18 protein-coding genes are annotated in these 26,695 nt (G+C 55.4%); 14 read left to right on the top strand and 4 right to left on the bottom strand.

What is annotated here, in order from left to right; genetic code table 11:
* The first annotated feature begins 5 nt into the window (after positions 1 to 5).
* From G6P99_RS06665 to G6P99_RS06640, 6 genes are all read left to right on the top strand, one after another.
* Positions 6 to 875 (top strand): hypothetical protein, encoded by an 870-nt coding sequence (locus G6P99_RS06665; RefSeq protein WP_165127620.1) that lies wholly within the window; start codon positions 6 to 8, stop codon positions 873 to 875.
* A 137-nt stretch (positions 876 to 1,012) separates the two neighbouring features.
* Positions 1,013 to 1,255 (top strand): helix-turn-helix transcriptional regulator, encoded by a 243-nt coding sequence (locus G6P99_RS06660; protein ID WP_165127618.1) that lies wholly within the window; start codon positions 1,013 to 1,015, stop codon positions 1,253 to 1,255.
* Complete coding sequence (locus tag G6P99_RS06655; protein WP_165127616.1) at positions 1,255 to 2,502, top strand: hypothetical protein; 1,248 nt, start codon at positions 1,255 to 1,257, stop codon at positions 2,500 to 2,502. The genes G6P99_RS06660 and G6P99_RS06655 overlap by 1 nt, the downstream gene beginning before the upstream one ends.
* A gap of 155 nt (positions 2,503 to 2,657) precedes the next feature.
* Entirely contained in the window at positions 2,658 to 3,521 is an 864-nt protein-coding gene (locus tag G6P99_RS06650; protein WP_165127614.1) for a hypothetical protein, read from the top strand.
* Positions 3,522 to 3,727: 206 nt separating this feature from the next.
* Positions 3,728 to 4,717, top strand: coding sequence for a DUF927 domain-containing protein (locus tag G6P99_RS06645; RefSeq protein WP_334261941.1), 990 nt, complete (start codon positions 3,728 to 3,730; stop codon positions 4,715 to 4,717).
* 71 nt (positions 4,718 to 4,788) lie between these two features.
* Positions 4,789 to 5,466, top strand: a complete 678-nt coding sequence (locus tag G6P99_RS06640) for a hypothetical protein (RefSeq protein ID WP_334261939.1) — start codon at positions 4,789 to 4,791, stop codon at positions 5,464 to 5,466.
* Positions 5,467 to 5,966: 500 nt separating this feature from the next.
* On the opposite strand, the gene G6P99_RS06635 is transcribed toward G6P99_RS06640, so the two are convergent.
* The 3 genes from G6P99_RS06635 to G6P99_RS06625 all read right to left on the bottom strand — a co-directional run bounded on the left by G6P99_RS06635 (position 5,967) and on the right by G6P99_RS06625 (position 8,757).
* Positions 5,967 to 6,473 carry a hypothetical protein gene (locus G6P99_RS06635; protein WP_165127610.1) on the bottom strand — a complete coding sequence of 169 codons (507 nt, stop codon included), beginning with the start codon at positions 6,471 to 6,473 and terminating at the stop codon, positions 5,967 to 5,969.
* Positions 6,474 to 6,595: 122 nt separating this feature from the next.
* The gene (locus tag G6P99_RS06630; RefSeq protein WP_165127608.1) at positions 6,596 to 7,330 is read right to left on the bottom strand and encodes a hypothetical protein; all 735 of its coding nucleotides are present in this window, start codon (positions 7,328 to 7,330) and stop codon (positions 6,596 to 6,598) included.
* Positions 7,331 to 7,404: 74 nt separating this feature from the next.
* Positions 7,405 to 8,757, bottom strand: coding sequence for a DUF2130 domain-containing protein (locus G6P99_RS06625; protein ID WP_165127606.1), 1,353 nt, complete (start codon positions 8,755 to 8,757; stop codon positions 7,405 to 7,407).
* Between the two features lie 155 nt (positions 8,758 to 8,912).
* Here G6P99_RS06625 and G6P99_RS06620 point away from each other — a divergent pair, with 155 nt between their 5' ends.
* From G6P99_RS06620 to G6P99_RS06595, 6 genes are all read left to right on the top strand, one after another.
* Entirely contained in the window at positions 8,913 to 12,005 is a 3,093-nt protein-coding gene (locus G6P99_RS06620) for an SNF2-related protein (RefSeq protein WP_165127604.1), read from the top strand.
* Between the two features lie 45 nt (positions 12,006 to 12,050).
* Entirely contained in the window at positions 12,051 to 13,742 is a 1,692-nt protein-coding gene (locus G6P99_RS06615) for a site-specific DNA-methyltransferase (RefSeq protein WP_165127602.1), read from the top strand.
* Positions 13,739 to 16,456 carry a DEAD/DEAH box helicase gene (locus tag G6P99_RS06610; protein ID WP_165127600.1) on the top strand — a complete coding sequence of 906 codons (2,718 nt, stop codon included), beginning with the start codon at positions 13,739 to 13,741 and terminating at the stop codon, positions 16,454 to 16,456. The genes G6P99_RS06615 and G6P99_RS06610 overlap by 4 nt, the downstream gene beginning before the upstream one ends.
* Before the next feature lie 11 nt (positions 16,457 to 16,467).
* Positions 16,468 to 19,617 carry a sacsin N-terminal ATP-binding-like domain-containing protein gene (locus G6P99_RS06605; RefSeq protein WP_165127598.1) on the top strand — a complete coding sequence of 1,050 codons (3,150 nt, stop codon included), beginning with the start codon at positions 16,468 to 16,470 and terminating at the stop codon, positions 19,615 to 19,617.
* A gap of 17 nt (positions 19,618 to 19,634) precedes the next feature.
* Positions 19,635 to 20,225, top strand: a complete 591-nt coding sequence (locus G6P99_RS06600) for a hypothetical protein (protein WP_165127596.1) — start codon at positions 19,635 to 19,637, stop codon at positions 20,223 to 20,225.
* A gap of 377 nt (positions 20,226 to 20,602) precedes the next feature.
* Positions 20,603 to 22,855 (top strand): GmrSD restriction endonuclease domain-containing protein, encoded by a 2,253-nt coding sequence (locus G6P99_RS06595; protein WP_165127594.1) that lies wholly within the window; start codon positions 20,603 to 20,605, stop codon positions 22,853 to 22,855.
* 152 nt (positions 22,856 to 23,007) lie between these two features.
* Here G6P99_RS06595 and G6P99_RS06590 read toward each other — a convergent pair whose 3' ends face one another.
* Positions 23,008 to 23,802, bottom strand: coding sequence for a hypothetical protein (locus G6P99_RS06590; RefSeq protein ID WP_165127592.1), 795 nt, complete (start codon positions 23,800 to 23,802; stop codon positions 23,008 to 23,010).
* Positions 23,803 to 24,906: 1,104 nt separating this feature from the next.
* On the opposite strand from G6P99_RS06590, the gene G6P99_RS06585 reads away from it, so the two are divergent.
* Complete coding sequence (locus G6P99_RS06585; protein ID WP_246709462.1) at positions 24,907 to 25,854, top strand: DNA-processing protein DprA; 948 nt, start codon at positions 24,907 to 24,909, stop codon at positions 25,852 to 25,854.
* Positions 25,826 to 26,476 carry a hypothetical protein gene (locus G6P99_RS06580; protein WP_165127590.1) on the top strand — a complete coding sequence of 217 codons (651 nt, stop codon included), beginning with the start codon at positions 25,826 to 25,828 and terminating at the stop codon, positions 26,474 to 26,476. The genes G6P99_RS06585 and G6P99_RS06580 overlap by 29 nt, the downstream gene beginning before the upstream one ends.
* Positions 26,477 to 26,695 lie beyond the last annotated feature (219 nt).

The raw sequence follows: 26,695 nt of genomic DNA, 5'->3' as shown, positions 1-26,695 counted from the left end.
TTCCAATGAGAAAAAGAAAAAATAGAGACGCCCGAATAGTCGCTACCGGCATCGGAGCCTACCCGGATGCTGATTACAGATATCTTAGCGATGCAGACTGGCTCAACATTCAACAAAGGTTTGGGAAGCGAACCAAGATACCGGCCAATCTCCGAGAGCAACTCTCAGGGGTTACAGCGATATACGCAGATATGCTTCAAACACCGCGTCTGGGCCGCTCGCTAACTGGAGCGGTAACGGAAATCGAACTCTGGTGTAAGCGAACAGAAGCGCTCAAAAGGGCAATCTGGACAGATTCTGCGGCCGAGCCCAACAACGCCCCACAAAATTTAGGCGACATAATAGATCGCTATTTCCGTCGCCCTCGTTCGCCGGTGGAGGCGACGCTCCCGCTTGCTCACCTTGCTCAATTTCTCACCGGGGCACAGGCTCTCGCTCGATACTTCGTCCAAATTCTGGAAATGACTGACAGTGATAACAAGATTGCCGAGAGCTGGTTAGTTTGGGCGGCCCTGGTTATTTCCTTTTGCAGAGACCAAAAAATTCCGATTGTGAGCGAGTCCCGCGGATCGCTTCATCCAGGATTCTTTTATCTGCTTAAGAGCCTACAAGCTACGTTGCCGAGCAAAGCGCAAAACTCGTTGAGCGGTGGTGAAGCCAAACTGCTCAAACCATCTTCGCCAGTGAAGGCTGGCCCGTCCCTTCGAAAATCGGCGCTCCGAGCAGCGGCGCTGGCCGACCGAGAATCCGCGGAGGCACTCTATAGCCGTTTGATGTGGTGGGGGCTCGGTCTGGTCCGCCTGAAGCAAACCGTTCCCTTCGAAAGCAAGGCGTCTATATCCAGGATGCTTAAGCGCCTCGTGGCCGAGTACTGATCGTTCGCCTCAAGAGCTGACGAGAACGCCATAACCCGAAAATAAGGATATGCCGATCCCGTCGCTCGCGGCGGGCGCTCTTAGGATGCCTCCTGTTTCCGGGCCTTTCATCGAGAGGCCAACAACAAGAGGCGAAGATGAGAATCGAAAACTATCTCAACCCAAAAGAGGCGGCAGCTTACCTGAAGAGCTCCACCTCAACGTTAGCCAAACGGCGACTTAGCGGAAGTGGCCCTCGCTTCACCCGTATTGGGAGAGCCATCAGGTATCGAAAATCCGACCTCGATGAGTTCATGGCCTCGAGCCTGCGGCAGTCTACTTTTGACAGGGACGATAACGCGCCTTCCAGTGCCCCTCGCAGCAATAAGGAGGCGCGGTGATGAAAACTCCCGCCAAAACCAAATCCGCTAACCGAGCGCCCGGGAGGCGTCTCGTTATTCTTCCAGTTGCCTTACGCTTAAAGCGTCTGGCGACCAAACGACCCAGCATAAAATATGATCCAGCCGCAAACCACGACCGGCAACTCGAACAGGAAGTCATGCCCTCCTCCGAGGTGGGCGCGCCGCCACAAGCCGACACTGCCTACGGGACGCGCGCAAATGCTACTCCATCCCTCGTTGAAGTGGTCAGCGTTGTTGAGCCAACCGGCGCGATGACGACAGAGGAGCTTATCAGTCGGGCGAAGCACCACATCGAAATCGGCGAGACCTCGCGTAGTACCTCATTCCGTGCGGCTGCTGAAGATATCTGGCGCGCTTGTGACCAAGGTGCGAAGCAACGTGAGGTCGCTAGAGGCGTCGGCAAATCGGTAGCATGGGTTAATCGGCTGCTGAAATGGCGTGAAGGCGGGTACGTCGGCGCGCCATTTGCTGACAAAGTTGTTCAGGGGGTAAAAAAGGACGACTTGCCGCCTGAAGGCGCGCCAACGAACCCCCTATTGGACCCCGTCGCTTCTTCGGCACTGACCGAGGAGGCCGCCGCGAGCGGTGAAGGAGGGCATCCCGCCGCATCCGCAATCCCCCAGGTAGCCCACACGCTGGCGGACGCGACGACGAGTGACTACCACCTACCGCAAGCGCTTAACCGCCGGGATGCTAATCAAGCGTTCCAGCAACTTGCCGCAGAATGGCGTTCGAGTCCCTTCCGCCACCTTCTCTTAGACTCGCCTCAAGCCGCGCAACTTCGCTTCCTACGCGACGTGGTGCTGCCTGAAGTGGGAGGACTTGAGATAATCGCTTCCAGCGAAAGGAACATAGGGATGAGTCGCGGCAAGAAAGCGAAGTCAAACATTCAAAAGCTACCACCAAAGATGATCGACAACACCGACCGCGCCGCAGCGGCGCTCACCGCCGTGGAGGCATTCCGCGAAGGTGGTCTTGGCTCGCCGGACATCGCCGAGGCCGTTGGCTATCTGATCGGTAACCTGATGCACCTCTGCGTGCAGCAAGGCCTCGATCCGTTCAAGATCGTGGAGCAAGGTGCCTGCCACTTCATCGTGGAGGCCATCGATCCCGACGGCATCAACTACGAGGGTAGGTTTCACTACACCGCCTCGGCACGGCGCTACGGATCGCGCGGTCCGTTCCGGCTGTTCTATCAGAACCCTCCGAAGGCGGAGATGTCGTGACATTGCTGGGCGCAATCTCGCGCGACATTCGTTCGCCGGGCTCGTTGATGAGGATCACCCCGACTACTGCAAGGGTATGAGTGGCGCGAGGTCCGCGACAATCCTGACCGTGAGCTAGATGATGATGACATGGACGACTAGGAGTAACCACTCACATGAACTTTCATGAGCGGCAGCGTCGTAACGGCCCCGTCTTCCAAACCCACGAAAAGGCCCACCGGGAGGTTCTGGCGACCGAGAGTTGGTTCGGGGACGGAAAGCCCCACATCGGCAGGCAGTTCACTGCCGAAAAGGCGAGGGGGCGAAAGGCCGAGATCATCAACCTCTTGTATCGAGCAGCAAAGAGTGAGCAACGTGACGGAGATCCCAACGTTGGCACCCGCCTTGAGATTCTGGCCGACAAACTTCACTACTGTTGCGCGGCCCGACGTTGCGGATCGTTGGCTTGCCCCGAATGCTCACGCGCATTTCAAAAAGCGAAGGTGGCGGCGCAGCGCACGACGATTAAGCAATTGAGGGTTACGCGGAAGGGTAAGCTGCTGGTGATGGTGACGATCATCCCGCTGATGGTCACGTACAAGCCGGAGGATCTACCGGTTCTCAAGGTTCAGAAGCTGAACCGGTGGCTCAAGGATGCGCTCAAAAAGGCTGGCTTCAAACGGGTCATGCTCGGAAGCATCGACCTGAGTTGGGAGGATGGTTTTTACCAACCGCATTGGCACATCGCCATGTGGACGGCCGACCGGCAGCGGCTGAAGCGTCGCCTCAAGCGCATCTTCCCTGGCCTCCAACGCGGTGACCGCCCCGTCCACACCAGCAAAACCTACGACTTCGAATTCCTTGCGTACAAGGACAAAGCGATCAAGCTTCCAGCTTTGCTGAGGACCAACCGACGCGGTTTGCCTCACCTCCTGCTGGCGCTCGACCGCACCGAACCACTGGAACTGATGGTTCTGTCCGGCATCCGGGTGAGTGCTCAGGACGGCGGCCTTGAATTCAAGAAAATCCAGCGCTGGTGAATGGCGAGTCATCGAGAGCGTCGTATCGACGAAAGATGATGAAATCCCGAGTTGCGGGCAATCCCATGAAGAGAACCCGCCTCAAGAGGCAGTTTAGGCCGAGATTTTCAACCGAACTGATTAAGCAGCTTTGCACTCCATATCGATCAACGGTGCAACGCTAATTTGTGGCTGAGCACCTGAGCACTGAGCATAGTGGAACTCCGATGAATCAACGCAAGCACATCAAATTGAAGAAAGCTGGCGTGTACCTCCTCACCGGTAGCAACGAGCAGCGCATAGCCGCACCGATCAGCTTCCATGCCATCGGAGAGCGGATGGATCGGAACAAGGTCGTAGAGATTAGGTTCGTGAATTGTGATGGCGAAAGGCTATCCGAACAATTCGACATGGGCGTGATCAACGTCAGAAATCTATCAACCATTGCCGACGCGCTCGGCAACAAGGGTTACCTTTGGCCGACCGAGGGGGTGTCGGCCGCGGAAATACTCAAGGTGGTGGTGGCCAAAATACCGAGCCGACGCTTTACCTTTGTCGGCGCTCCCGGTTGGCACGGCAATGCGATAGTGACGCCGCTGCGGTGTTACGGCGGGACGAAACGGATCGTAATCGATCCGCAAAGTGGCGCTCACCTTGCCAACTACACGAAAGGTCCAGGATCACTTGAGGGCTGGCGAAAAACGGTGGGCAGCCTCGCCAAGCAATCAACCGGGCTTCGATTGTCTATAGCGGCCGCCTTAGCAGCCCCTTTACTCCGTCCACTCTCAATGGACTCCTTCGCCCTGAATCTTTTTGCTCCTACCTCTACGGGCAAGTCCAGCCTCCTCTGTGCTGCGGCATCGGTGACCGGTCTGAATAACGAAGACGGTGGATTGCCGAAGTGGTCGGAATCCGAATCGGCGATTGAGCAGTTAGCGATTGGCCATCGCGACGGCTTGCTTCCCCTAGACGAAAGCGGTGATCAGGATAGCAAGGTAGAGGCTCATGAGAAAGCCAAGAAGCTTGCTTTCCTGTTCTCCCGTAATCGAGCAAGAACTCTCGACAAGACCTACCAGAAGAAGATCAATCTAACCGTCAGAGATTTCCGCGTAATTGTCCTAAGCACGAGCGAGGCAGCGCTCAAGACCATAGCTGAGGCCGCGGGACAGCCTCGTATTGGGGGGAAGAGGTACGCTTCATCGATGTACCCGTCGTAGAGCCCGGCCGTGTTGGTGTTTTTGACGGCGTCGAGGTGCCGAGCGACCGTGATCCTGGCGAGTTTGGCCGAATGCTCGCGGATAACCTTCGTCGGGACGCGGTGACCAACCAAGGCTTCGCGATGGACGCCTTTCTGAAGAGGTTCATGCGAGATCCCGACGCTGCCTTATCCCGGACCAAGCATCACATGAGCCAATTCGCCGCGAAAATATCTCTGAGGTTGGGGACAGGCCCTGATCAGCGCATCGGTGCGAATTTTTCACTCATGTACGCCGCTGCAGCACTTGGCATAGAATATGGGATACTGCCCTGGAAGAAGAAGGAGACCCGGGTTGCAATCGAAAAATGTATGGCCAGCGCCCTTGCCACTATTCGCAGCTCCCCGCCGCCCGTTCATCATGCGCTCGCTGCTCCGACGATCAAGGCTGCCGCAAGTAGACTAAGGGATCTTTTGGACAGCCTTACTCTAGTTCCAGTGAAAAAGGGCGAATCTTGCTCCGACAATGAAGCCTTGAGACGCCAGCAAGCAGATGGCTTTCGCGTTGCCCAAAAGACGCTTGTCAAACCACAAGCATGGAAGGCAAGTGACGCGGACAAGGCGTTGCTTATTGGGCATCATATCCTCCAAACGCAGCGCAAAGACGTTGCCACGCTCGACAGGAAAATCATCGGGATACCCGGGAAGCGTCGTTATTACGTTATCGACGAAGAAAAGCTCGCGGCAGTGCTCGCTGCAGGTGACGATTGAACGAATGCCGCGACGGAACCTGTAGCCATCCCGCTCATAACGGTCTGGTTGCAGGTTCGAGTCCTGCCGGGCCCACCAATGAGATCAAATACTTGGCTGAACAGCCATTTTTGTGGCGGACCGTTTCGCGGACCGGTTGCCCATTGCGGTCGTCAAAGCGCGTTGATCATCCGTCTCGCGTTCTCAACGACGGCGCCCGCAGAAGCGCCCCTGAAAATTGGTCAGAAGGAACGGTTGCAAGCCTCCGTCATCCATCCAAAGTACTTTGGCTGAAGCGCAAGGTCTTGCTTGCGGGGAGCGGGGATGAAGGACGCTCAAAAGCCGGTCAAGTTAGTTTATCGACCCACGTGGGATATCTACCCGCGGGTCGTCTCGTGATTCCCGACCTCCAGCGCGAATTCGAATGGAAGCCGCGGCACATCTGCGGACGGATGAGACCGAATACGCAAGAAGAGGCGACGGCGGGAGCCCCGTTTCCAGACGCACGGCGCGCAACCCGATCAGTCGGCGGCGGGAAGATTATACAAAGCCAAGTGCCGCGCCAATTCTGCTTGTGTCCTAACAAATACTTCCGGATCGGGACCTACGCTGACCCCCAACTCTCGACACTCATGGTAGATGTTTTGAATGGCCTCGTGCGAGAGACGCCTGGTGCCAGTCTGGACAACGAGCGTTGTGAGAATCGGCAGATCGTTTGTGACGCAATAATGGACCACACGCCCCAGGCTTGACGCTACGACGGAGAGCGTCTTGTGTCCCTCCCAAGGAGTGTTCGGTCGAAACTCAGACCAGATTTGACCATAGGTGCACAATCCATCCTCAGATTTTTGCGCCAACTCAATGATCTTTGCGGCGACCTGACGGGTACCAAACACTGCTGGTTTCCGTCGCAGCTTCTCTAGTAAAATTTCACTGAGTGAATACTTTCCTCCCTCCGTTTTCTTCGCCTTGCGATAGTTGGACTCGAAGGTATCTAGCTGCTCGTCACTAAGTTGCTCTATCCCCATAGGGGCCATCCGAAATGTGGTTGGATTGGCGCGGCAGAATCTTCGGCAAGACGCTATCTGATTGCGCGACGAGGTCAATTGTGCTCGATGGCCTTGACCGCCTCGGGCCTGTGTGAGCCAAATCACCACGCCATGATTGTATCCCAAACATCCCGGTCCGGTGTCAGAGCGCCCCGATGCGTCAATACGATAAATTTGTGCAACCGCTTACCAAGCTGCTCGTGCGTTAGATGAGCTACGGAATCGAGCCGGTATTCTTCCGGTTGCCTACGCATCAGCGCGTTGAACGCCTCGATCATTTTATCGCAGACGTTCCTTGATTGCTCTTTCGTTGCGCTGGCGCGTAAGTTGATCAAGACGATCTTGGTAATGCCTTGCGCGATCTGTTCGTGTACGTAGCGCGCAACTTCGTTGTAAGTCTCCGTTCGCATGCGCAGAGTGTCCGCGACCATGCGCTCTTTACCCTGTGGCGGCATCCCAAAAATCGAGGTGATTTCCGGCTGCATCATGCCCAGATGAAAGATCGAGTGCCCGTATTCATGCACTTTGACGATCATTTCGAGAAACTCCGGCTGCAAGCCGAACTTCGGCGCGATGACCTCGATCCCCTTATTGAAGATCGTGATCCGCTGCTGGTTTGCATCGTAACACCCAAGCAAGCCGTCAATCGTCCATCGCTCATCACGCATGGCCCATTCTGGAGGCTCTTCATCGGAAGAGTGCTCGCTGGGCATCAGCGGCCCGCCAGCGAATTGAAAGCCGCTCGCCTGCTGCGCAAGCAGGTATGCTGGCCTGAAAATTTCCGAACATACTTCTATTCCCACCATTAAATCCATTTCATCTCCGTTCAGTCCCACGTCACCATTCTATGATACATGAGAAAGGATTGCGCGCCCGCGATCACCGCTGTCTTCAGCCGCGTTGACGACTCTTAGTCCACCTGTCCAATAATCTTGCCGACATCTGTCCGCAGGTTTCCTTCTGCCTTTTGCAAGTTCTTCAAAAGGGCACCTCGGTTCTCCCAAACCTTTCGGTGCGCCCGCTCCTCAGCCACGTCGAGGTCAAGCAGCTTATGTGTATGCGTGTCGATTGCATCCAAGTGCTGCACAAATCGGCCTGAAACAATGTAGGAATAGAGTTCACCCTGTTTTTTCTCGCGCTCCCTGTTGCTCAGCCTCAAAGTGTGTGTCTGAACGATATGCTCGCGCAAGATTTCGGCAATGGCTTTGACCCGGGCTGGATTCGCCAGGATGACGCCTTCTCTGACATCGAGCTGCTTGGCATCGGAGGGGAACTTCAGCAGCGACAGAACGGCATGCTGCGCGCCCTCAGCGATCATGTCTTGGCAAAGCTTGGTCGCGTACTCCGCCTTCCACGCCGCACGCTTTTTTGAGTCGTAAACTATCTTGCCGCAAACCTTTCCGTGCTCGATCACCTCATGAATGATGTCAGCGCCCGCCGTTCCCTTGGGTACGCGCCTAATCCGGTCGCCCTCGAACGCGCTCTTCAGGACTTCCGCTAGTTCGAGTTCGCCGCCTTCGCCAATAACGTCGGCACGTTCCTGTTCAAGCTGACGCTGAAGCGCTTGAACGGTGCCTTGCAACCTCTGCCGCTCATCGAAAGTCTTAGCCTGCTCCGCGCGGATTGCGGCTTCTTTGTTCTGCTCATAGGCTTTTCGCTGTTCCTGCAAGCGATCATTCAAAACCTTTTCGTGATTCTCTTTCGCTGCCTTTGCCTCAACTTCGGCAGTCCGCTTGGCAGTTTCTGCGGCCTCAATCCGATCTTGAGCGGCGGCCTCAATCTCTGCCTTGGCACGCTCGGCATGGGTGACGCGATCCTGCGCGACCGTTAGCGCCAGCTCGTGCCCCTGTTTCATTTCTTCAATTCGCTGGTCGATGGATGCCCGGAGATCCGCATTTGCCTTAGCAAGCAGGTCGATCTGCTGTTGAGCCGCTTGGCGCGCCGTCTTTGCAGCCTCTTCACGTGCAGCTCGCTCGCGCACAGCCGCCTCGGCTTTGAAGGCTTCGAGCGTGGCAGCACCTTCAGTGCGGGCCCTCTCCAAGGCGACCAGCGCGCTGGCTTCGAGTTGGGCACGCTCGCTGGCGAACTGCTCCCTCAGCCTCGCGCTCACGGCGTCGGAAGCTGCTCGCTCCCGGGCCTCCATGCGCTCCCGAACCTGGTCGGCTTTGTCGTTGGAAATAGGCTGGTCGCAGACCGGACATTGCAGACCAGCGAGGTGAAGGTGAGAGGGAGAAAAACTCGGAATAGCGCGCTGCGTAGCCATGCGATCCTCCTTAGGAGCCCGGCGGGGCCTAACCGCCATCGGAGATTTGTAGCGGTTCCTCAATTTTCCATAATTTTCCCTAGATGTCTACATGAAAGTTGGAACTTCCATAATTTTCTCTTCCCCTCCCTGGGAAAATGGATACTATGGAGTCCATGTCGGAAAATATTCTAACGATCCGCGAAGTCGCTGACCTACTGAAGATCAACGAAAAAACGGTCTACAAGCTGGTCGCCGAAGCCAAGATTCCCGGCTTCAAGGTCGGCGGATCGTGGCGTTTTGATCGCGCGACCATCGCCAAGTGGATTGAAAAGGGGTCGGTCGCGGGGGCACCGTCCGACGCCGCCAACGATGACCCGCACCCGGTTGCGGAGCCAATGGCAGAAGCACCGGGCCGGGCCACCCTCGCGACCGCCTACTACTCGCCCCAGCAAGCGGCCTTCTTCGCGCACCGCATTACGCTGGAAGGCACTGGCGAGGACGCCCTAGCGCAATCGCTCTCGACCGCCCGCGTGGACATGAATCCCCATCAGGTGGATGCCGCCCTGTTCGCGCTCGCGTCGCCTTTGTCGAAAGGCGTGCTGTTGGCTGATGAAGTTGGCCTCGGTAAGACTATCGAGGCCAGCCTCGTCATCGCGCAGCGTTGGGCCGAGCGCCGCCGCCACATCCTGCTGATTGTCCCGGCTTCGCTGCGCAAGCAGTGGGGTCAGGAGCTTTACGACAAGTTCTCTCTTCCCTCCGTCATTGTGGAGAGCAAGACCTACAACGATGCGCGCAAGGCGGGCGTGGCCCGTCCTTTCGATCACACCGATCAAGTCGTCATCACGTCCTATGAGTTTGCCGCGCTCAAGGCCGATGAAGTTGCGCGCGGCCGTTGGGACTTGGTGGTGTTCGACGAAGCGCACCGTCTGCGCAACGTCTACCGGAAGGAAGGATCGAAACGCGCCAAGCGCCTGCGCGATGCCACGCGCCCTTTCTTCAAAATCCTGCTGACTGCTACACCGCTGCAAAACTCGCTTATGGAGCTATACGGCCTCGTGTCGGTCGTGGACGAGCGCCACTTCGGCGACGAAGCTTCGTTCCGTACCCAATACGTTGCCGGGCCGGGATCCAAGAACGGTCTCGTCTTCCTGCGCAAGCGACTGGAATCGATCTGCAAGCGCACGCTTCGCCGCCAGGTGCAGCAGGCCGGTCTGATCCGCTACACCGAGCGCCGACCGCTCACCGTGCAGTTCGACCCTTCGCAGAACGAGATGCGCCTCTACATGGCGGTTTCGGCCTATTTGCAGCGCCCTGACACCATCGCATTCGGCAACAAGCCCAATCAGCTTGTCACAATGGTGGTGCGCAAGATTCTCGGATCTTCTACCTTCGCCGTCGCCGAAACGCTGACCAGGATCACCGAACGACTCAAGGAGATGCGCCCGGTCGATGTTGAAACCGTCGCCGACTACGACGTGATCGACGAGGATGCCGAGGAACTTGAGGAGAACGAAGACGGCAACGCGCCGGAAGCGCCCATCAACGGCAAGAAGTTGGAAGCCGAGATCGCCGAGCTTGAGGGATACCGCAAGATCGCAACCGACATTGGGGAAAACGCCAAGGGCGTAGAACTCGTAAGGGCGCTTCCCAAGGTTCTCAATGAAATCGCCGCCAAGGGCGGCCAGCGCAAGGCTGTGATCTTCACCGAATCCGTGCGCACGCAGCGCTACCTTGCCGACCTTCTGACCGCAAACGGCTACGAGAACGACGTTGTCCTGCTAAACGGTCAGAACAACGATGCCGAAAGCAGGGCCACGTTTCAGGACTGGCTTGATCGACATAAAGGCACCGATGCGATATCGGGATCGAAGACGGCGGATATGAAGGCCGCCGTCGTCGAGGCGTTCCGCGACCGCAAGAGCATCTTGATCGCCACCGAGTCCGGTGCAGAAGGCATCAACCTCCAATTTTGCTCGCTGCTTGTTAACTTCGATCTTCCCTGGAACCCGCAGCGCGTCGAGCAGCGCATCGGGCGCTGCCATCGCTACGGCCAGAAGATCGACGTGACCGTCGTTAACTTCCTAAACTTGAAAAACCACGCCGAGCGGCGCGTTCATCAGCTTCTTGACGAGAAGTTCAACTTATTCAAGGGCGTGTTCGGGGCCAGCGACGAAGTGCTGGGCGTGATCGAGCGCGGTGTGGACATCGAGCGCCGCATTTTCGAAATTGTTCAGCGTGCACGCACCGAAGCAGAGATCGACGCCGCTTTCGACAGCCTGCAAGACGAGCTGCAGGCGCAAATCAGCGAGCAGGTTCTTGACGCCCGCAAGCGGCTTCTGGAAACCATGGACGAGAAGGTCATCGACCGCCTCAAGACCCGCGACAAGGAAATCGGGCAGCGGCTTTCCGACTTCGACCGGCAGCTTCTTTGCGTGGCGCGGGCCGAGCTTCCCGACGCGCGCTTTCACCCCGACGATGAACGCCGCTTCGACTTTCGCGGCGAAACCTACACAACCGAATGGCCATTGGCCGACAAGAAGGGTTGGAATTTCTTCCGCCTGTTCGAGGGCACGCTGGCGACCAGTTTGGTTGCTAAGGCGAAAGACCGCCGCTTTGATGCGCCGTCCTGCCTTCGCTTCGACCTCTCCGCCTATCCCGGTGGGCGTCTGACCGACGTGGAGCAACTGCGCGGAAAGGCCGGATGGGCGCGGATCGGAAAGCTCAGGATCGTGACCCCGGCGGTCACGCGCGAACACATTGTGCTCTCCGTGGCCGCTGACGACGGCGCTACAGTCCATTCCGAGACTTTTGAGCGCCTGTTCCGCGTTCCGGCGAAGAACGAACCTGTGACCGCCGACGCGCCCGCCGCCGACTTGCAAGCCCGTGAATCTGAGCAGCGCAAGGCCGTCATCGACGATGCCGAGCGGCAGAACGCCGAGTGGCTCGATCTGGAGAGTGAAAAGCTCGACGGCTATGCCGAAGACCTGGAGCGCGCGTTTGAAACGGAAATCAAGGCCGTCGAAGCGGAGATACGTGAAGCCAAGAAAGCGCTGCGCGGCTCGAATCTTCCGATGACTGGAAAAGTCGCCGAAAAGCGGCGCATTAGCACTCTTGAGGGCAAGCGCGACAAACTGAAAGCGGAGTTCTTCGACCGCCGCGCGACGATCCGCGCCGAGGTCGAAGCCATGCTCGACAAGATTCAAGAGAACCTGAAACTTGAACCAACCTTGACCGACCTTTTCACAATTCGGTGGGAGGTCGCCTAATGACCGTCACAACGACACAAAGCCACAAGCGTCAGGGGGCGCATAATGTCCAACCGTAAACAGCGCCTAGAATTGACGTGGATCGGGAAGAACGAACGTCCGCGCCTTGAGCCGCGTATTCTGTTGGAGGATGAGGATAAGTCCTATCATGCCAAGGTACACGTGGCCGACCACGACATCTTCGACAACTTCGTGATCCATGGCGACAACTTGCTCGCGCTGAAAGCGCTTCTTCCCGATTATGCGGGGAAGGTTCGCTGCATCTATGGTGATCCGCCTTACAATACGCGGAGCGCAATACCCGAATACGAAGATGGAATAGAGCACTCCCTTTGGCTTAGTTTGATCCGCGAGAGAATAGAGCTTTGCCACAAGTTACTCTCAGACGACGGGTCGATCTGGATCAACCTGGACGATCACGAGGGTCACTATTTTAAAGTCATGTGCGACGAGGTCTTCGGTCGTGGCAATTTTGTAACAACAATCATCTGGCAGAAGAAATATGCGCCGAAGGCAGACACGCGATTCATAAGTGATTCTCATGATTTCATTTTTGTCTATGCGAAAAACATCGAAAGCCTACGCCTGAACTGGCTACCAAAAACAGAGAAGCAAACTGACCGATATCGGAACCCCGACAATGATCCTCGCGGCCCTTGGAAGCCAGGCGACACCTTGCGTAACGAAGTACGGGACTATGCTGTCTTTCCCGTTCGTCTTCCTTCGGGTCGGGAAGTATGGCCGTCTGACGGAACGAGTTGGCGATACACACGAGAGAAATTTGCTGAATTGATTGCGGAGAATCGTATCTGGTTCGGCGCAAACGGTGATAGTCGCCCCGCCATTAAGCGCTTCATCACCGATGTGACGGATAAGATGCCTCCCGTTTCGATTTGGGGGTACGACGAAGTCGGACACAACGACGAGGCGAAGAAGGAAAGCAAGAAGCTCTTTGGCGAAAAGCTGTTCTCCACCCCAAAACCTGAGCGCTTAATTCAACGAGTCTTGACCATCGGTTCGGATCCCGCAGATTTGGTTCTGGATTCCTTTGCTGGCTCCGGCACGACGGGCGCTGTTGCTCAAAAGATGGGTCGGCGCTGGATCATGGTCGAGCTTGGCGAACATTGCGAAACCCACATTCTTCCGCGCATGAAGAAGGTCATCGATGGCGATGATCCGGGTGGCATCACGGAGGCCATGAATTGGAAAGGCGGCGGCGGCTTCCGGTACTATCGGCTTGCGCCATCACTGCTTGAGAAGGACGCGTGGGGTAATTGGGTCATTTCCAAGGACTACGATCCGGCCAAGGTCGCACAGGCCGTCTGCAAGCTTATGGGCTTTGTCTATCAACCGGATGAAATCCACTACTGGATGCAAGGCCGTTCGTCGGAAACGGACTATATCTATGTCACCACGCAAAGCCTGACGCACGATCAGCTTGCCGCCATCTCGGAGGAAGTGGGTGGCGAGCGCACGTTGCTTGTGTGCTGTAAGGCGTTCCATGCCAACGCGGACGCCTTTTCCAACCTGACCATCAGGAAGATTCCGCAGGCCGTGCTACGCAAATGCGAGTGGGGTAAGGACGACTACAGTCTCACCGTCGCCAGTCTGCCCGAAGCGCCGCGTGAACGGGCTGAAACAGACGATCCAACACCGCCAGCCAAAGCGGGCAAGAAGTACAGCAACGGCAAGGCCGCCGCTCAAGACGACCTTTTTAGCCAGGGGGATGGCAAGTGAGCGACCGTACCGTCCGCACGATCACTCAGCGTCTTTCGCTTCGCAAACCGCAGTCAGACTCGCTGGAAATTCTGGCCGATGTATTGGGCAGACTCGACTTGTCAAAATTTTTTGATCCCGAGGCCACGCTAGCAGCGATCCGCGACGCCTATCCGAGCGTCGAGGCGTTCGAGCATGATTTCCCATCCTTGTGCTTCGCGCTGGCGACCGGCGTCGGTAAGACGCGCCTCATGGGTGCGTTCATTTCTTATCTCTATCTAACAGGCAAGAGTCGTCATTTCTTTGTGCTGGCACCGAACAAAACGATCTATGAGAAGCTGATTTCCGATTTCTCGCCTGAAAGCCCGAAATACGTGTTTAAGGGCATCGCCGAGTTTGCGGCCAACCCGCCGCTAATCGTCACTGGCGACAACTACGAAAGTGGCGTCGGTGTCCGCTTTGATGGCGGCCGCCCGTCCGATCTGTTCGGCTCCGACGTTCACATCAACATCTTCAACGTTGATAAGATCAACAAGGAGGAAAGTCCGCGCGGAAAGCCACGCATGAAACGTCTTCAGGAAACCATCGGCGAGAGCTATTACGCCTATCTTTCCCGCCTTGACGATCTTGTCTTGCTGATGGACGAGTCACACCGCTATCGAGCGAGCGCAGGGGCGAGCGCCATCGACGGTTTGAAGCCGATCCTTGGCCTGGAATTGACGGCGACGCCGAAGACCGTGGGAGCGCGTTCTGTGCCCTTTCGCAATGTTATCTACAGCTACACGCTAGGCCAGGCTATGGCGGACGGCTTCGTAAAAGAACCCGCCGTTGCGACCCGCAAGGACTTCGACCCCAGGTCTGTGGGAGAGCAGGAGCTTGAGCAAATCAAACTCGAAGATGCCGTCCACCACCACGATCACGTGGCCGTCGAGTTGGATCGCTATCACCGGACGACCGGCGCGCCAAAGGTTACGCCTTTCATCTTGATCGTGGCGGCGGACACGACCGAGGCCAAACGGCTGCGCGAATTTGTCGAGTCCGAAAAGTTCTTCAGAGGGCGCTTCAAAGGCAAGGTCGCGGAAGTTCATTCGAACCTTCGCGGTGAAGAAAGCGAAGAAGCCATGCAGCGCCTTGTGGCGCTGGAAAAGGATGGTCGCACCGAGATCGTCATCCACGTCAACAAGCTGAAGGAAGGCTGGGACGTAACGAACCTTTATACAATCGTGCCGTTGCGGGCTTCTGCGTCCGAAATCCTCACCGAACAGACCTTAGGACGCGGTCTGCGGCTTCCGTTCGGCAGACGGGTGTCCAAGGGCGGCGATGACGAGTTTTCCGCCGTGGATCGCCTCACCGTTATCGCGCACGAGCGGTTCGACGACATCATTGCAAAGGCCCGCGAGCCGGGTTCCATTGTGATGAAGACGGTCGAGATCGGCGAAGGCGGCGACATCTCCGCGACCGGAACCACGCTGGTTACGGCCCCCTCCATCGCTGAGATGATTGTGACCGGAGCACAGCCGGAGATTTCGGGTTTTGCCGAGGCGGAACGCCCAGCCTTCTTGTTCAGGTCACCTGAGGAAGGCAAAGCCGCTGAAGTCACGCTTGAGGTCATCAAGCGGTACGAGCGCAAACTCGGGAGCGCCGAGTCGTTGCGAGAGAAAGCCGTCCAAAAGCAGATCGCCGACGAAGTGCGTGAACTCGTGCGCCCAGTTCAAGGGACACTTGAGGGCGTGATTGAGGAACCCCGTATCGATCAGATCGTGGAAACCGTCGCAGTCACGGTAGCCGACCGCACGATTTCGATTCCGCAGATCGTCGTCCTGCCGAAGAAGCAGGTGACATTTACGTTTGAGGACTTCGACCTTGCCAACCTTGAGGCCGTCAATATGCGCCCGATTGAGGACGGCATCATCATTGAAAACCTGCGCACTCAGGCACGCGTCTATCTTGCTCGCGCGCTGGACGATCCGCGCGAGACGCGGCCCGAAGACTATCTCGTGCGCTATCTGATCGAGCGTAACGAAATCGACTACGACGCTCACGCCACCTTGCTCTATAAGCTGGCGGGCCAGATGATCGCGCGCATCAGGTCGTACCTCGCTGACGATGCCGAAGTTGAAAACGTCCTTCTGCGCCACGGACGCCAGCTTGCCGAATTCATCTTCGCGCAGATGATGAACCACTATCGGGAAACACCACTTGGCGAGGACGATTACGAGGTCACGGTCACGCGCGGATTTATGCTGTTGCAGGCTCAGCCCATGAATGTGGCCCAAGGCCAGCGCGTGCGCGATTTCAGGCAAGCTGTTGCACCGCTTTCCGATACACGCAAGCACGTTTTCGGCGGTTTTAAGAAGTGCTGCTATCCGCTCCAGAAATTCGATACCGACCCTGAACGACGACTTTCCGTCACTATCGATGGCGACGCCAATGTCGAGAAATGGCTGAAGCCAGGACGTAACCAATTCCGCATCGACTACCGCTCCGGCGAAGCCTACGAGCCGGACTTTGTAGTGGAAACTAAGACCAAGATGCTGATCTGCGAGGTCAAGGCAAAGAACGAGCTGGATGACCCCACCGTCAAGGCGAAGGCCGCAGCGGCGACCAAATGGTGCAAGACCGCTACGCACCACGCAGGCGGTGCCAAGCCTTGGACGTATTTGCTCATTCCCGACGACCAGATCACGGGCAACGCGACAATTGACGGGTTAGCAGCAAAATTTGCTACCTCATAGAGGAGGTTCAGATGACCGTCGGAGATCGTTACAGTGGAGACTTCCTCCGGCTTATCGAACGACGCCGCAAGTTCATTGATGGACTCGACGCCAACAGGGGCGAGATCAATCTCGACATCTTCGAGGACTTCTACCCGGATCGGGCACATTTCGTCTATGAACTTCTCCAAAATGCCGAAGACGCAGGCGCGACGGAAGTCACCTTTACTCTAATGCCAGATCGGCTCGTCTGCGAACATGACGGGCGCGAATTTACCCTAGAGGACGTAAAGTCGATTACGGGCCTTCATGACAGCACGAAGACCAACGCGCAGGACAAGATCGGAAAATTCGGAGTCGGCTTCAAGTCCGTATTTGTTTACACGCAGGCTCCGTGCATTCGCTCCGGAGACTTTGCCTTTCGGATCGTTCAACTGATCCTACCCCAACAGATTGAGACGGATGCGTCACTTGGACGCCGGACACATTTCGAGTTTCCGTTCGACAATCCGAAAAAACCTTCGAAGGAAGCATATGCTGAAGTTGCGGCTGGCTTAGAAGAGCTGGACGAGAAGACCCTGCTTTTTCTCTCCAATCTTCAATCAATCAAGTGGCGGATCGGGACAAACACGACCGGCGAAGTAGTGCGTCGCAAGCATGCAGATTTTCATTTTGAAGTCTTGAAACAGGCCAACGGCGCAACGACCTTCAGTGCCCATTTCCTGAAGTTTGAACAGGCTGTCCCTGGCCTTGCGAAGCAACGGGTCGCAGTCGCGTTTCCATTGGACCTTCTCCCTGGCGTTCGTCAGTTCGAGCGGGGCAAGGTCATAGCCGACCAATTGAAGATTATCCCCGCGACGCCGGGCAGCGTGGCCGTATTTTTTCCAGCGGTAAAAGAATCATCCGGCTTGCGATTCCATCTTCACGGTCCATTCGTGCCGGAATTGAGCCGTGCCAGTATCAAGGAAACGAAAGCTAACCTCCCGTTGTTCGAACAGCTTGCAGTTCTCACCACTCAATCATTACATCGCATTAAGGAGCTTGGCCTTTTGACCGCTGAGTTTCTCTCGGTGCTTCCGAATCCGCAGGATCAGATTCCTCCTCGCTATTTGGAAATCCGCTCCGCGATTATCGAGCAAATGAAGTCCCAGCCGCTCACGCCGACGCATAATCGGGGACATGCACCAGCGAACCGCCTCCTTCAAGCAAGAGCTTCCCTCAAAGCTTTACTGTCCGATTCCGACATCGAGTTTCTAGTTGATCATGATAACGAAGCGCCGCTCTGGGCCATGGGGGCAACGCAAAGAAACAGCCGGATCGATCACTTTCTGTCAGGATTGGATATTCGTGAATGGGGTCTCGACGAGTTCATCGAGATGTTATGCGAAAAGACGGACAACCCAAAACGGCTCTTCTCTACCAAACCCGACGAGGCGTTTCTTGCTTGGCTAAAGCAAAAATCGCCAGCGTGGATGCAGGCGTTCTATTCTCTCCTACACGCCGAGGCGGCAGGCGAGTCTTATCGCCTCAGGACCCTCCGCATTGTGCACCTAACCGACGGAAATCTGAGTACTCCTGATCAGGCTTTCTTCGCCGCTGAAACCACAGGCAACGCCTTGTCGGTTGTAGATAAAGCTGTTTACACATCCGGCACAAGTAAGACTCAACAGGAAGCCGCAAAGAAGTTCTTATTGGAAATCGGTGTACGCGAAATAGGTGAAGCCGAAGAAATCGAACTCATTCTGAAGAGCCGCTACACCGCGGATGCTGACCTGCCCGATGATGGCACTTATTTTGAAGATTTGAAACGCTTCATTGCCTTCGCAGAGAAGCGACCAGACAAGGTCAATCTATTCAAAGAATTCTACATCTTCCACGCTGAAGACGATAATTGGTATCTGCCCGGAGACATTTATCTGGATAGACCCTACGTGGACACGGACCTAACGGTTTACTATAAGACGCTACCGCAGGACTCAGAGCCGGAGATGCTTCATTCGCGCTACCTGAAATGCGGGATCGAGATAAAGAAATTGAGCAAGTTTGCCCAAGCGGTAGGTGCCCGCGTAGGTCTTGAAATAGAAGAGGACACCTGCCAGAAAAACCCCGAGCGGCAACATCTCTTTTCTGCCGGGGGCGTCTGGACGGGATATGGCGTCAATCGGGATTATTTCGTCCCGAAGTTGGCCGAACTTCTTCGGACTCCCTCTGTTGAACTTTCGCGCCTGATCTGGCGAACGCTCACGTCGCTTCCATCCTATCCTGATTACTTGCAGGCGACCTTTCGGCGGAACAGGTCGCATAACGCTCACTATGCTGCGTCCCGGCTCGTGCATGAGCTTCGAGCCGCGAGGTGGATTCCACAAGGCGATGGCACGTTCGTTCGTCCGGCGGACGCTTCAAGACAGTTACTTCCTAAAGGGTTCCCATTCGATCCTGGCTATCCATGGCTTAAGCCTATCCGGTTCGGCGAAACCGCCGCGCGGCAGTCGGCCCAAGCTCTTCAAAAGGATGCAGCCGCACAAAGCCTCGGATTTGTTGATGCCGCCGCCGCAGAACGCGCCAGGCGCTTCAATGATTTACCGGTATCGGAGCAGGAAACGATTCTTGCCGAGCTTGAGAACCGCAATAAGTCAGCCTTACCGGACCGCGAGCTTGCCAACCCGCATCGGCGTGCGCAAAACGTCCGTGAACAGGCCATGAAGGCTCCTGACAAGGAGAGCGAAATCCGTGAGCGTTCCGTTTCTCTTGGTAGAGAAGAGGTGAAGGAGCAGGCAGACTCATACCTGCGTGGGCATTACAGGAATGCCGACGGCGAGATGACCTGCCAGATTTGCAAGGGGCCTCTGCCCTTCAAGCTCGATGATGGACGCGAATACTTCGAAGTCGTTGAATTCCTACCCGAGCTGAGAAAACGTCATCCTCAGAACTATCTAGCCCTTTGTCCGAACCATTCAGCGATGTTTCGATTTGTTAACGGTTCGAAAGAGACGATGAGCGAATCTTTTCAAGCTCTCAAGGGCAACGAACTATCGGTGGTTCTCGCGGAGAAGGAGATGACGATTTACTTCAGTAAAATCCATACCGTTGACCTCAAAGCAGTCCTAGACGCGGAGAGGAGCCTTCCTTCTGAGCCAGATCCAGACGTACCAGAGGACGGCGTCGTCACGGTCACAGGTTAACCGCAAAGGAACATCGCATGATGGACTCCGCTGACCGCGAGCCTTCCGATGACGAACTGAGCGCAGCGCACGAAGCTCTAACCTGCTGGCAGACGCCCCAGGAATTTGTGGCCAAAGTAGAGGCGTTCGCACCTCTCGTTAGCTCATCCGCTCTTTTCAACAAGAGCAACGCGGGCTTCCTGCTCGACGCGATTCCCATTGCTGAGTTTATTAAGCGGCGCACTGTGCAGCTCGTTCGGATGGTCAAGCAGGCGGAAAGACGGAATGACGGACAAATTCAGAACGCAGATGAAACTATTGATATCGAAGTGACCGAAGTTTTGGACCCCGGCCGAAAGCGCGGCGACGAATATCGGTGCGAAGCAGAACAAGGCGTTCGGCATTTTGATCCCTACCTCGGAGAAACAATCGCAAATCAACTGGCGAGGGGGGTTAAGAAGAAGGCCGACAAACGATACACGACAACGCCAGTGCTTCTGGTTTACCTCAATATTTTGGGCGGCGGACGCCTCGGAGGCGAAGTCGAGATTGCAATTGAACGACTCAGGGCGGAATACGCAAACGCGTTCCGCGAAATATGCGTGCTTTGGGGCACTAAGTGGTGCTGACGGTCGCGGTCTGCAGATGTCTACCAGAGCCGCGACGCCGATCACATAACCCGCACTCGTCTCGCATCCGCAGTCCGGCCAGCTCCGATGAGACGACGCGACCAGCAAATTCTTCGGCTCAAAAGGGATCACATCCTTACGGGGTGTAAAATTTCGCAAGTCGATTGACACGCCATGAGAAGATCAGCGATTGTAATGGGTGTTAACAGCAACCATCCAGCAGCACGATTCATCGGGAAATTTGTTTCGCGCTAAGTCGCCCCTAATCAGCCTCTACTTATCGCCCAAGGTCGCCAACGGGCTGCGGAAAACTGAGAGCATGGGATCACGGCCGCCTCTGATGGCGGGCTAACTGACGTTTTATGATGGAGATCAGAATGGCGGATATTGTATTTACGAAAGTTGATTTCACCATGGGCGCGTTGATGGACTCGATTGCACTTGGCACAGTCGGCTTACCTGATCTTCAACGCCCTTTTGTTTGGAAAAATACCAAAGTGAGAAATCTCTTCGACTCAATGTTTCGCGGATTTCCGGTCGGATACTTTCTGTTCTGGGAAAATGCCAATGTCGAAGGCAGTCGCGCCATTGGTACCGACGGAAAGCAGAAAATCCCAAACATGCTGATTGTTGATGGACAACAACGCTTAACGTCACTTTACGCCGTCATTAGGGGTGTGCCTGTAGTCCGCGACGATTATCAGTCAGAGCTGATTGAAATCGCTTTCAATCCCGTTCTTGAAAAATTTGAGGTCTTAGACGCTGCCATTCGTAAGGACAAATCCTACGTCCCGAACATCTCCGTGATTTGGTCCAAAGATGCAGATTTGTTCGACCTCGTCGATCAATACCTCGGTGATCTGAAAACCGTTCGCGACGTATCAGATGAGGAGACGAAGAGTATAAGGAAAGCATTCTCTAAGCTTCAAAACTTGCTGAGTTTTCCGTTCACGACTCTTGCGTTGTCGGCAACTATTGATGAGGAACAGGTATCCGAAATCTTTGTCCGTATTAACAGTGCAGGCAAGTCGCTCAATCAAGCCGATTTCATTCTGACCCTAATGTCAGTGTTTTGGGACGAAGGACGCGCTCAACTGGAGGAATTTTGCCGGTATTCTCTCATCCCAGCCAAAGGCCCATCGCCGTTCAATCACTTTATTGAGCCAGGGCCGGATCAGTTGTTGCGTGTTTCGGTCGGTCTTGGATTTCGGCGAGCCCGCCTTCAATATGTCTACTCGATTTTGCGTGGAAAGGATCTTGAGACCGGCCAGTTCAGCGCCGAACGACGCGAAAGTCAGTTTGAACTGCTCAAGCAAGCCCAAGCCCGCGTTATTAACCTGACTTACTGGCATGATTTTCTGAAAGCTATCCAGCAGGCTGGATTTCGCAGTGGGCGAATGATCAGTTCCGAGAACAATCTCGTGTTCGCTTACATTCTCTATCTGCTGGGCCGAACCGAATATGGAGTTGACGAATTTGCGCTCAGAGGACTAATTGCACGCTGGTTTTTTATGACCGCACTGACGGGGCGATATTCGAGTTCGCCTGAATCAAAGATGGAGTTTGATCTCGCGCGCCTTCGCGAACTCAAGGATGCCGATGCGTTCGTTGCGGTTCTTGTAGACATTTGCAATGCTACCCTTACCAACGACTATTGGTCCGTCACACTGCCAAGCGACCTCGCGACGGCAAGCGCAAACAGCCCATCAATGTATGCGTTTTTTGCAGCGCTGAATCTACTAGAGGCACGCGTCCTATTTTCCAAACACAAAGTAGCCGAACTCCTCGATCCGACAACCAAGTCGAATAAGTCGGCATTAGAACGGCATCATCTATTTCCAAAAGGGCATCTGAAGACGCTTGGCATCACCGACACACGGGAAACCAATCAGATCGCAAACTTCACAATGATCGAATGGGGCGACAATGGCGAGATAAGCGACACTACGCCGACTAAGTACGTACCCTTGTTAAGCAAGCGTTTTGACGAAACGGAATTGGCAGAGATGCAATATTGGCATGCGCTACCGGATAACTGGCAAGACATGCCTTACCAGGATTTTCTGCGCAAGCGGCGGGAACGAATGGCGATTGTCATCCGCGATGCTTACAAAAAGCTGGCCGGTGATGCGACGACTTCGGGGAAGCTCCCCTTGCTCCCAGTCACGAAGCTAGTTGCCGAGGGTGAGGGTACCAATATTGAATTCAAATCAACCCTTCGAATTAATCTGCATACCCGGCAGAAGGATTCGAAGATGGAACTCGCTGTACTTAAGACCGTCGCGGCCTTCCTGAATATGAGCGGCGGCACGTTGGTCATCGGCGTTGCTGATGATGGCGAACCCGTTGGAATTGAAGCTGACGAGTTTCCGAGTGAGGACAATATGAATCTACATCTCGTTAATCTGATCAAGGAACGGATGGGAACTTCGTCTATGATGTACGTCCATCCTCGATTTGACGACTACCATGACGCAAGAGTTATGGTGTTGGATTGCGTACCATCGAAAGCCCCCGTCTTCGTCAAAGATAGCGCACTTGAGCGATTTTACGTTCGCACGGGAGCGGCCACGTCCGAACTGACAGCCAGTCAGACACAGGACTTTATCAAGCAGCGGTTTAGCCACTAGAGCCGGTGGCCAGCGCGGTGATTGCGGCAAGGCTCCAAGAAGGCGATAACATCGTTCCGCAATTGCGAGCGAGCTAGAGGCGACTTTGATGGTTATGTTTGGACCTTTTCCAAAGGGAGGCCAGAACCCCCGTCTCTTCAGACGCATGGTTGTCATTTGAAGAGTAACGTCGCGACCTGCTCCCAAGGCAAATGAGATCGAACGATCTTGGCTTCGGTCTGTTTTCGACCGTTGCCATGACGCTTCATTTCGGTGATCGCAGCTTTGATTCGCTTAGGGTCTTCGCCTGCTGCTTCACTAAGCCACACAATCATGCGTCCGTTGGCGAGACGCTGGTATACGGCTCGCGCATCTACACTCCAGTCGGACCGTCCATAGTAGCCAGGTCCGTCATACTCCTTTAGCCATCCGATCCAGTGATCTTGGTGAGTTTCATAGCCCCCCTTGGAGAGTTTATCCGACTGAGGCGCGGTGGCCGAAAGCCGTCGTACCGCTCGCAGCAGTTCTTTGATGGAATATGCACGCATCAAACTATCCGTCGTTGCAGAATTAAGTAACGACCCTTCGATCTTCGACCAAGGAACGATCCTTCGTATAGCAGCACACTTGCCCTGAAGTTTGCGAGATGCTCCAAGAGCCGCCTTCTTTGCCTGAATCATCAGCGACGGCTTGACGCCACTGGCCTCCCCTAGCCAAAGGACCATTGGCGGGCAGACAACATGGTTGTAAGCAAACTCCGCCGAGCGGACGACCGACGTTTTACGGCCGTAAGCTCCCGGCCCATCATATTCCGAGAGCCAACCTAGCCAATGCTCCTTTTGTGATGTGTACCAGACCCCTTCTGCGCTCCACGTCCCTTGCTTGGCCAACTCTCTCTCGAAGCTGAGCGTAATAGGCGGGCTGGCGTCAAATCCCTTAATTTTTCGGCGAAGTGCCTGCGGCGTCATCGTGCTGACTCACGGTGATTGGTTGTCAGTCATTTCGTCTCTCCCGTAAACACACTTGGATTGTCTTTTAGAGGGTTCAGCATACCTACCATAAGCTGTTTTGATAATTAAGGGCTCGCGTCGTCAATTCAGCAGACTTGTCGCTGGCGGTGCGACCGCTTCCCGTTGCGTCTCCCACTTCCATGCAGAGCTTGCGCCATCAACCCTTTACAATCTACCGCGAGACCTTGTGAACGCTATGCAGATCACGCAGGTGCCTCAAGCCCTTATCGCAAGCAGCGCAGATCGTCCATCATCTGCTGATGCTTGATCGGATCCCTCCGTTTAGGGAAGTACCACGGCTCACCGACATACATCTCACCGCCGACAACCTCGGCTTAGTTGGCTTAATTGGACCAGTAACAGTCACTGTCTCGTTTGTCCGGCGAAGGTACAATTCAAACGAAATCGTCGAACGTCTCCTTATATTCGCAAGGGATGTTGAGAAGACTGCAATGCTTCTTCATCGCTCCTTCGACTGTGAAGTAACTGCCCAGGGACTCGTGAACGAACTTGTCGTTCTCGACGGTCACTTTTGCGACTGCCCATCCCTTCACCATTATGTGCCCAGTCGAACTAATCTCTACTGCCGCCCGCTTTCACATTGCAGTTCGGCCATACACAGCGGCTGCAACCCACCTGATTGATGCGGTCTTCGGATTGATCACTGCGGCCCGTAACAGCGCATCGTCTGGCTGGCGATCTCCATGGCTCGCTTGCCGATCCCGCCTTGGGTTTGGAGGATCTCCAGAACGCGGTCGTGCGCCTTGCGGTCCTCTCCAGTGGGCGAAGTGGATCGCGTCGAGCAGATTCAAGGAATGGCCTATCGGCAGGCGGTTGCTCGATACGTCGCTTGACGGATTGTTCATATTTTGTTCTTATTCACCTGTAGAGCCGATGGTCAATGAAATCATGGCCCCTAAGGAGCTGAGGGCCTAGCTGCATTACAATCGGCTGAAGCTGAAAAGTTCGTGAGAACAATATGCTAATCATATGTGGTATGTTGGCGGGAACGTAGGGCGTGAGAGAAAATAGTCCACACGCCCATTTGCTATTCCAGAATCTATGGGCAAAGATGAATATCAAAGGCCAATGAACGTCGCTCTTCTCGCCAGAAACGATGATGGTCCAGCCATCGCACCAATTTCCCCTTCGCGCGAGATGGGGGCATACGAGGAGCTGTGGCTTCAACAAGGCGCGACGTTCAAGACCATAGCAGATCGTTTTGCGGCTGATCCGATGGCGATGCCATCCGACTTCGTGCCTCCTAGCGTTGCGGACGCCCGCGCTAGAGAGGTCATGACAAGGCTATCGAAGGCAGGAGTGTCGCGGTTCGGCATCCGAATCCATCACGCGGGCAACTATCCCACCCGGCTGCGCGACGCGAAGCACCCGGTTGAACTCTTGTATTTTCAGGGAACCTGGGAGCTATCAGAAACTCGGTCTGTTGCCGTAGTTGGTAGTCGAAAGCCAAGCGATGAGGGTATCGCTCGCGCAAAAAAGATCGCGCGCGAGCTGGTGGCTCAAGACTTCACAGTCGTTTCTGGATTGGCTTACGGCATCGATACCGCTGCCCATACTGCGGCTTTAGAGGCAAAGGGCAGAACCGTTGCTGTGATTGGGACGCCGCTCGGCGTCTATTATCCCAAAGAGAACACAGAGCTTCAGAAGCGGATTGCGACCGATTTCCTTCTAATATCGCAAGTACCGGTGCTTCGGTACGCGAACCAAGCCGTTCCCCACAATCGCCTGTTCTTTCCTGAACGCAACATCACCATGAGTGCGATGACGGAAGCGACCATCATTGTTGAGGCGGGAGAGACCAGCGGGACTCTTATCCAAGCTCGGGCAGCACTTCATCAGGGACGAAAGTTGTTTATCCTCGACTCGTGCTTCCAGCGGAAAGACATCACGTGGCCAGCCAGTTTTGAGGCACGTGGGGCAATTCGCACGAAGACGATGGACGATGTGTGGGATGCCCTGAGTGCCAGCAGTTCGCTTCCAAAAAATTGACGAGAAGAATAGGGCTGACCACTACTACATCACCGAAAGTGATGAATGCCTTTTTCTCTACGAATATACGTCCGGAATGGGCTACTCGCATAGCGAGACCAATTCACTTATCTTGAATCTGAAGAAGAAGAAGGGTGCAGGAGGATACGTGTGGAAAGGCCGCGCCATCACGACTTGCGCGGAGGCTCTCGGTCCGGCGATCAACCCTAAATGGCTGGCACAAGCTGTTCTGGTACCGGTACCGCCATCAAAGATCAAAACTGATCCGATGTACGATGACCGCATGACGCAGGTCTGCAAGGCAATCAGGTCCGAGGCGTCGGTAGACGTTCGAGAGTTGATTGTTCAGATCAAGTCAACGGAGGCGGTCCACGAGGGCACCAGGCTTAAGCCGGAAGAGATCGAGGCGAATTATAAAATCGATGAAACGCTTTGCGGCCAGGGCGACCCCAAGTATATCGGAATCATCGACGACATGCTGACTGCTGGCGCACACTTCAAAGCCGCGAAAAGCATACTTTCGAAACGTTTTCCCAAGAGCAGAGTCACGGGATTCTTTATTGCGCGGAGAATTTTTGCAAATCCGTTCGACGAGGTGTCCTTGGATGATCTGCTGGCCTAGTGAACGCCCTCTCCTCGGCAGGCATGCAGGCGGCCCTCGCCGGAGCGATACTCCGAAACGCGGCGTCTGCATTCTTGGACAGTTCGCTGAGTACAACAGCCATAAAATGAGATTGTTGTATCCCAGTCCGTTGGCGTCCACCGACAGCGAGAGACGAGCGGCGAGTACCAGACGGCCGCCGACGTGGTCGAGGGCACGCGAGTGGCGCGTTCGGCTTAC

It is taken from the genome of Bradyrhizobium sp. 6(2017) (assembly GCF_011058295.2).
Taxonomy (GTDB): domain Bacteria; phylum Pseudomonadota; class Alphaproteobacteria; order Rhizobiales; family Xanthobacteraceae; genus Bradyrhizobium; species Bradyrhizobium septentrionale.
Note: the sequence above shows the minus strand (reverse complement) of the source record. Positions and strands in the feature narration are given on the sequence as shown.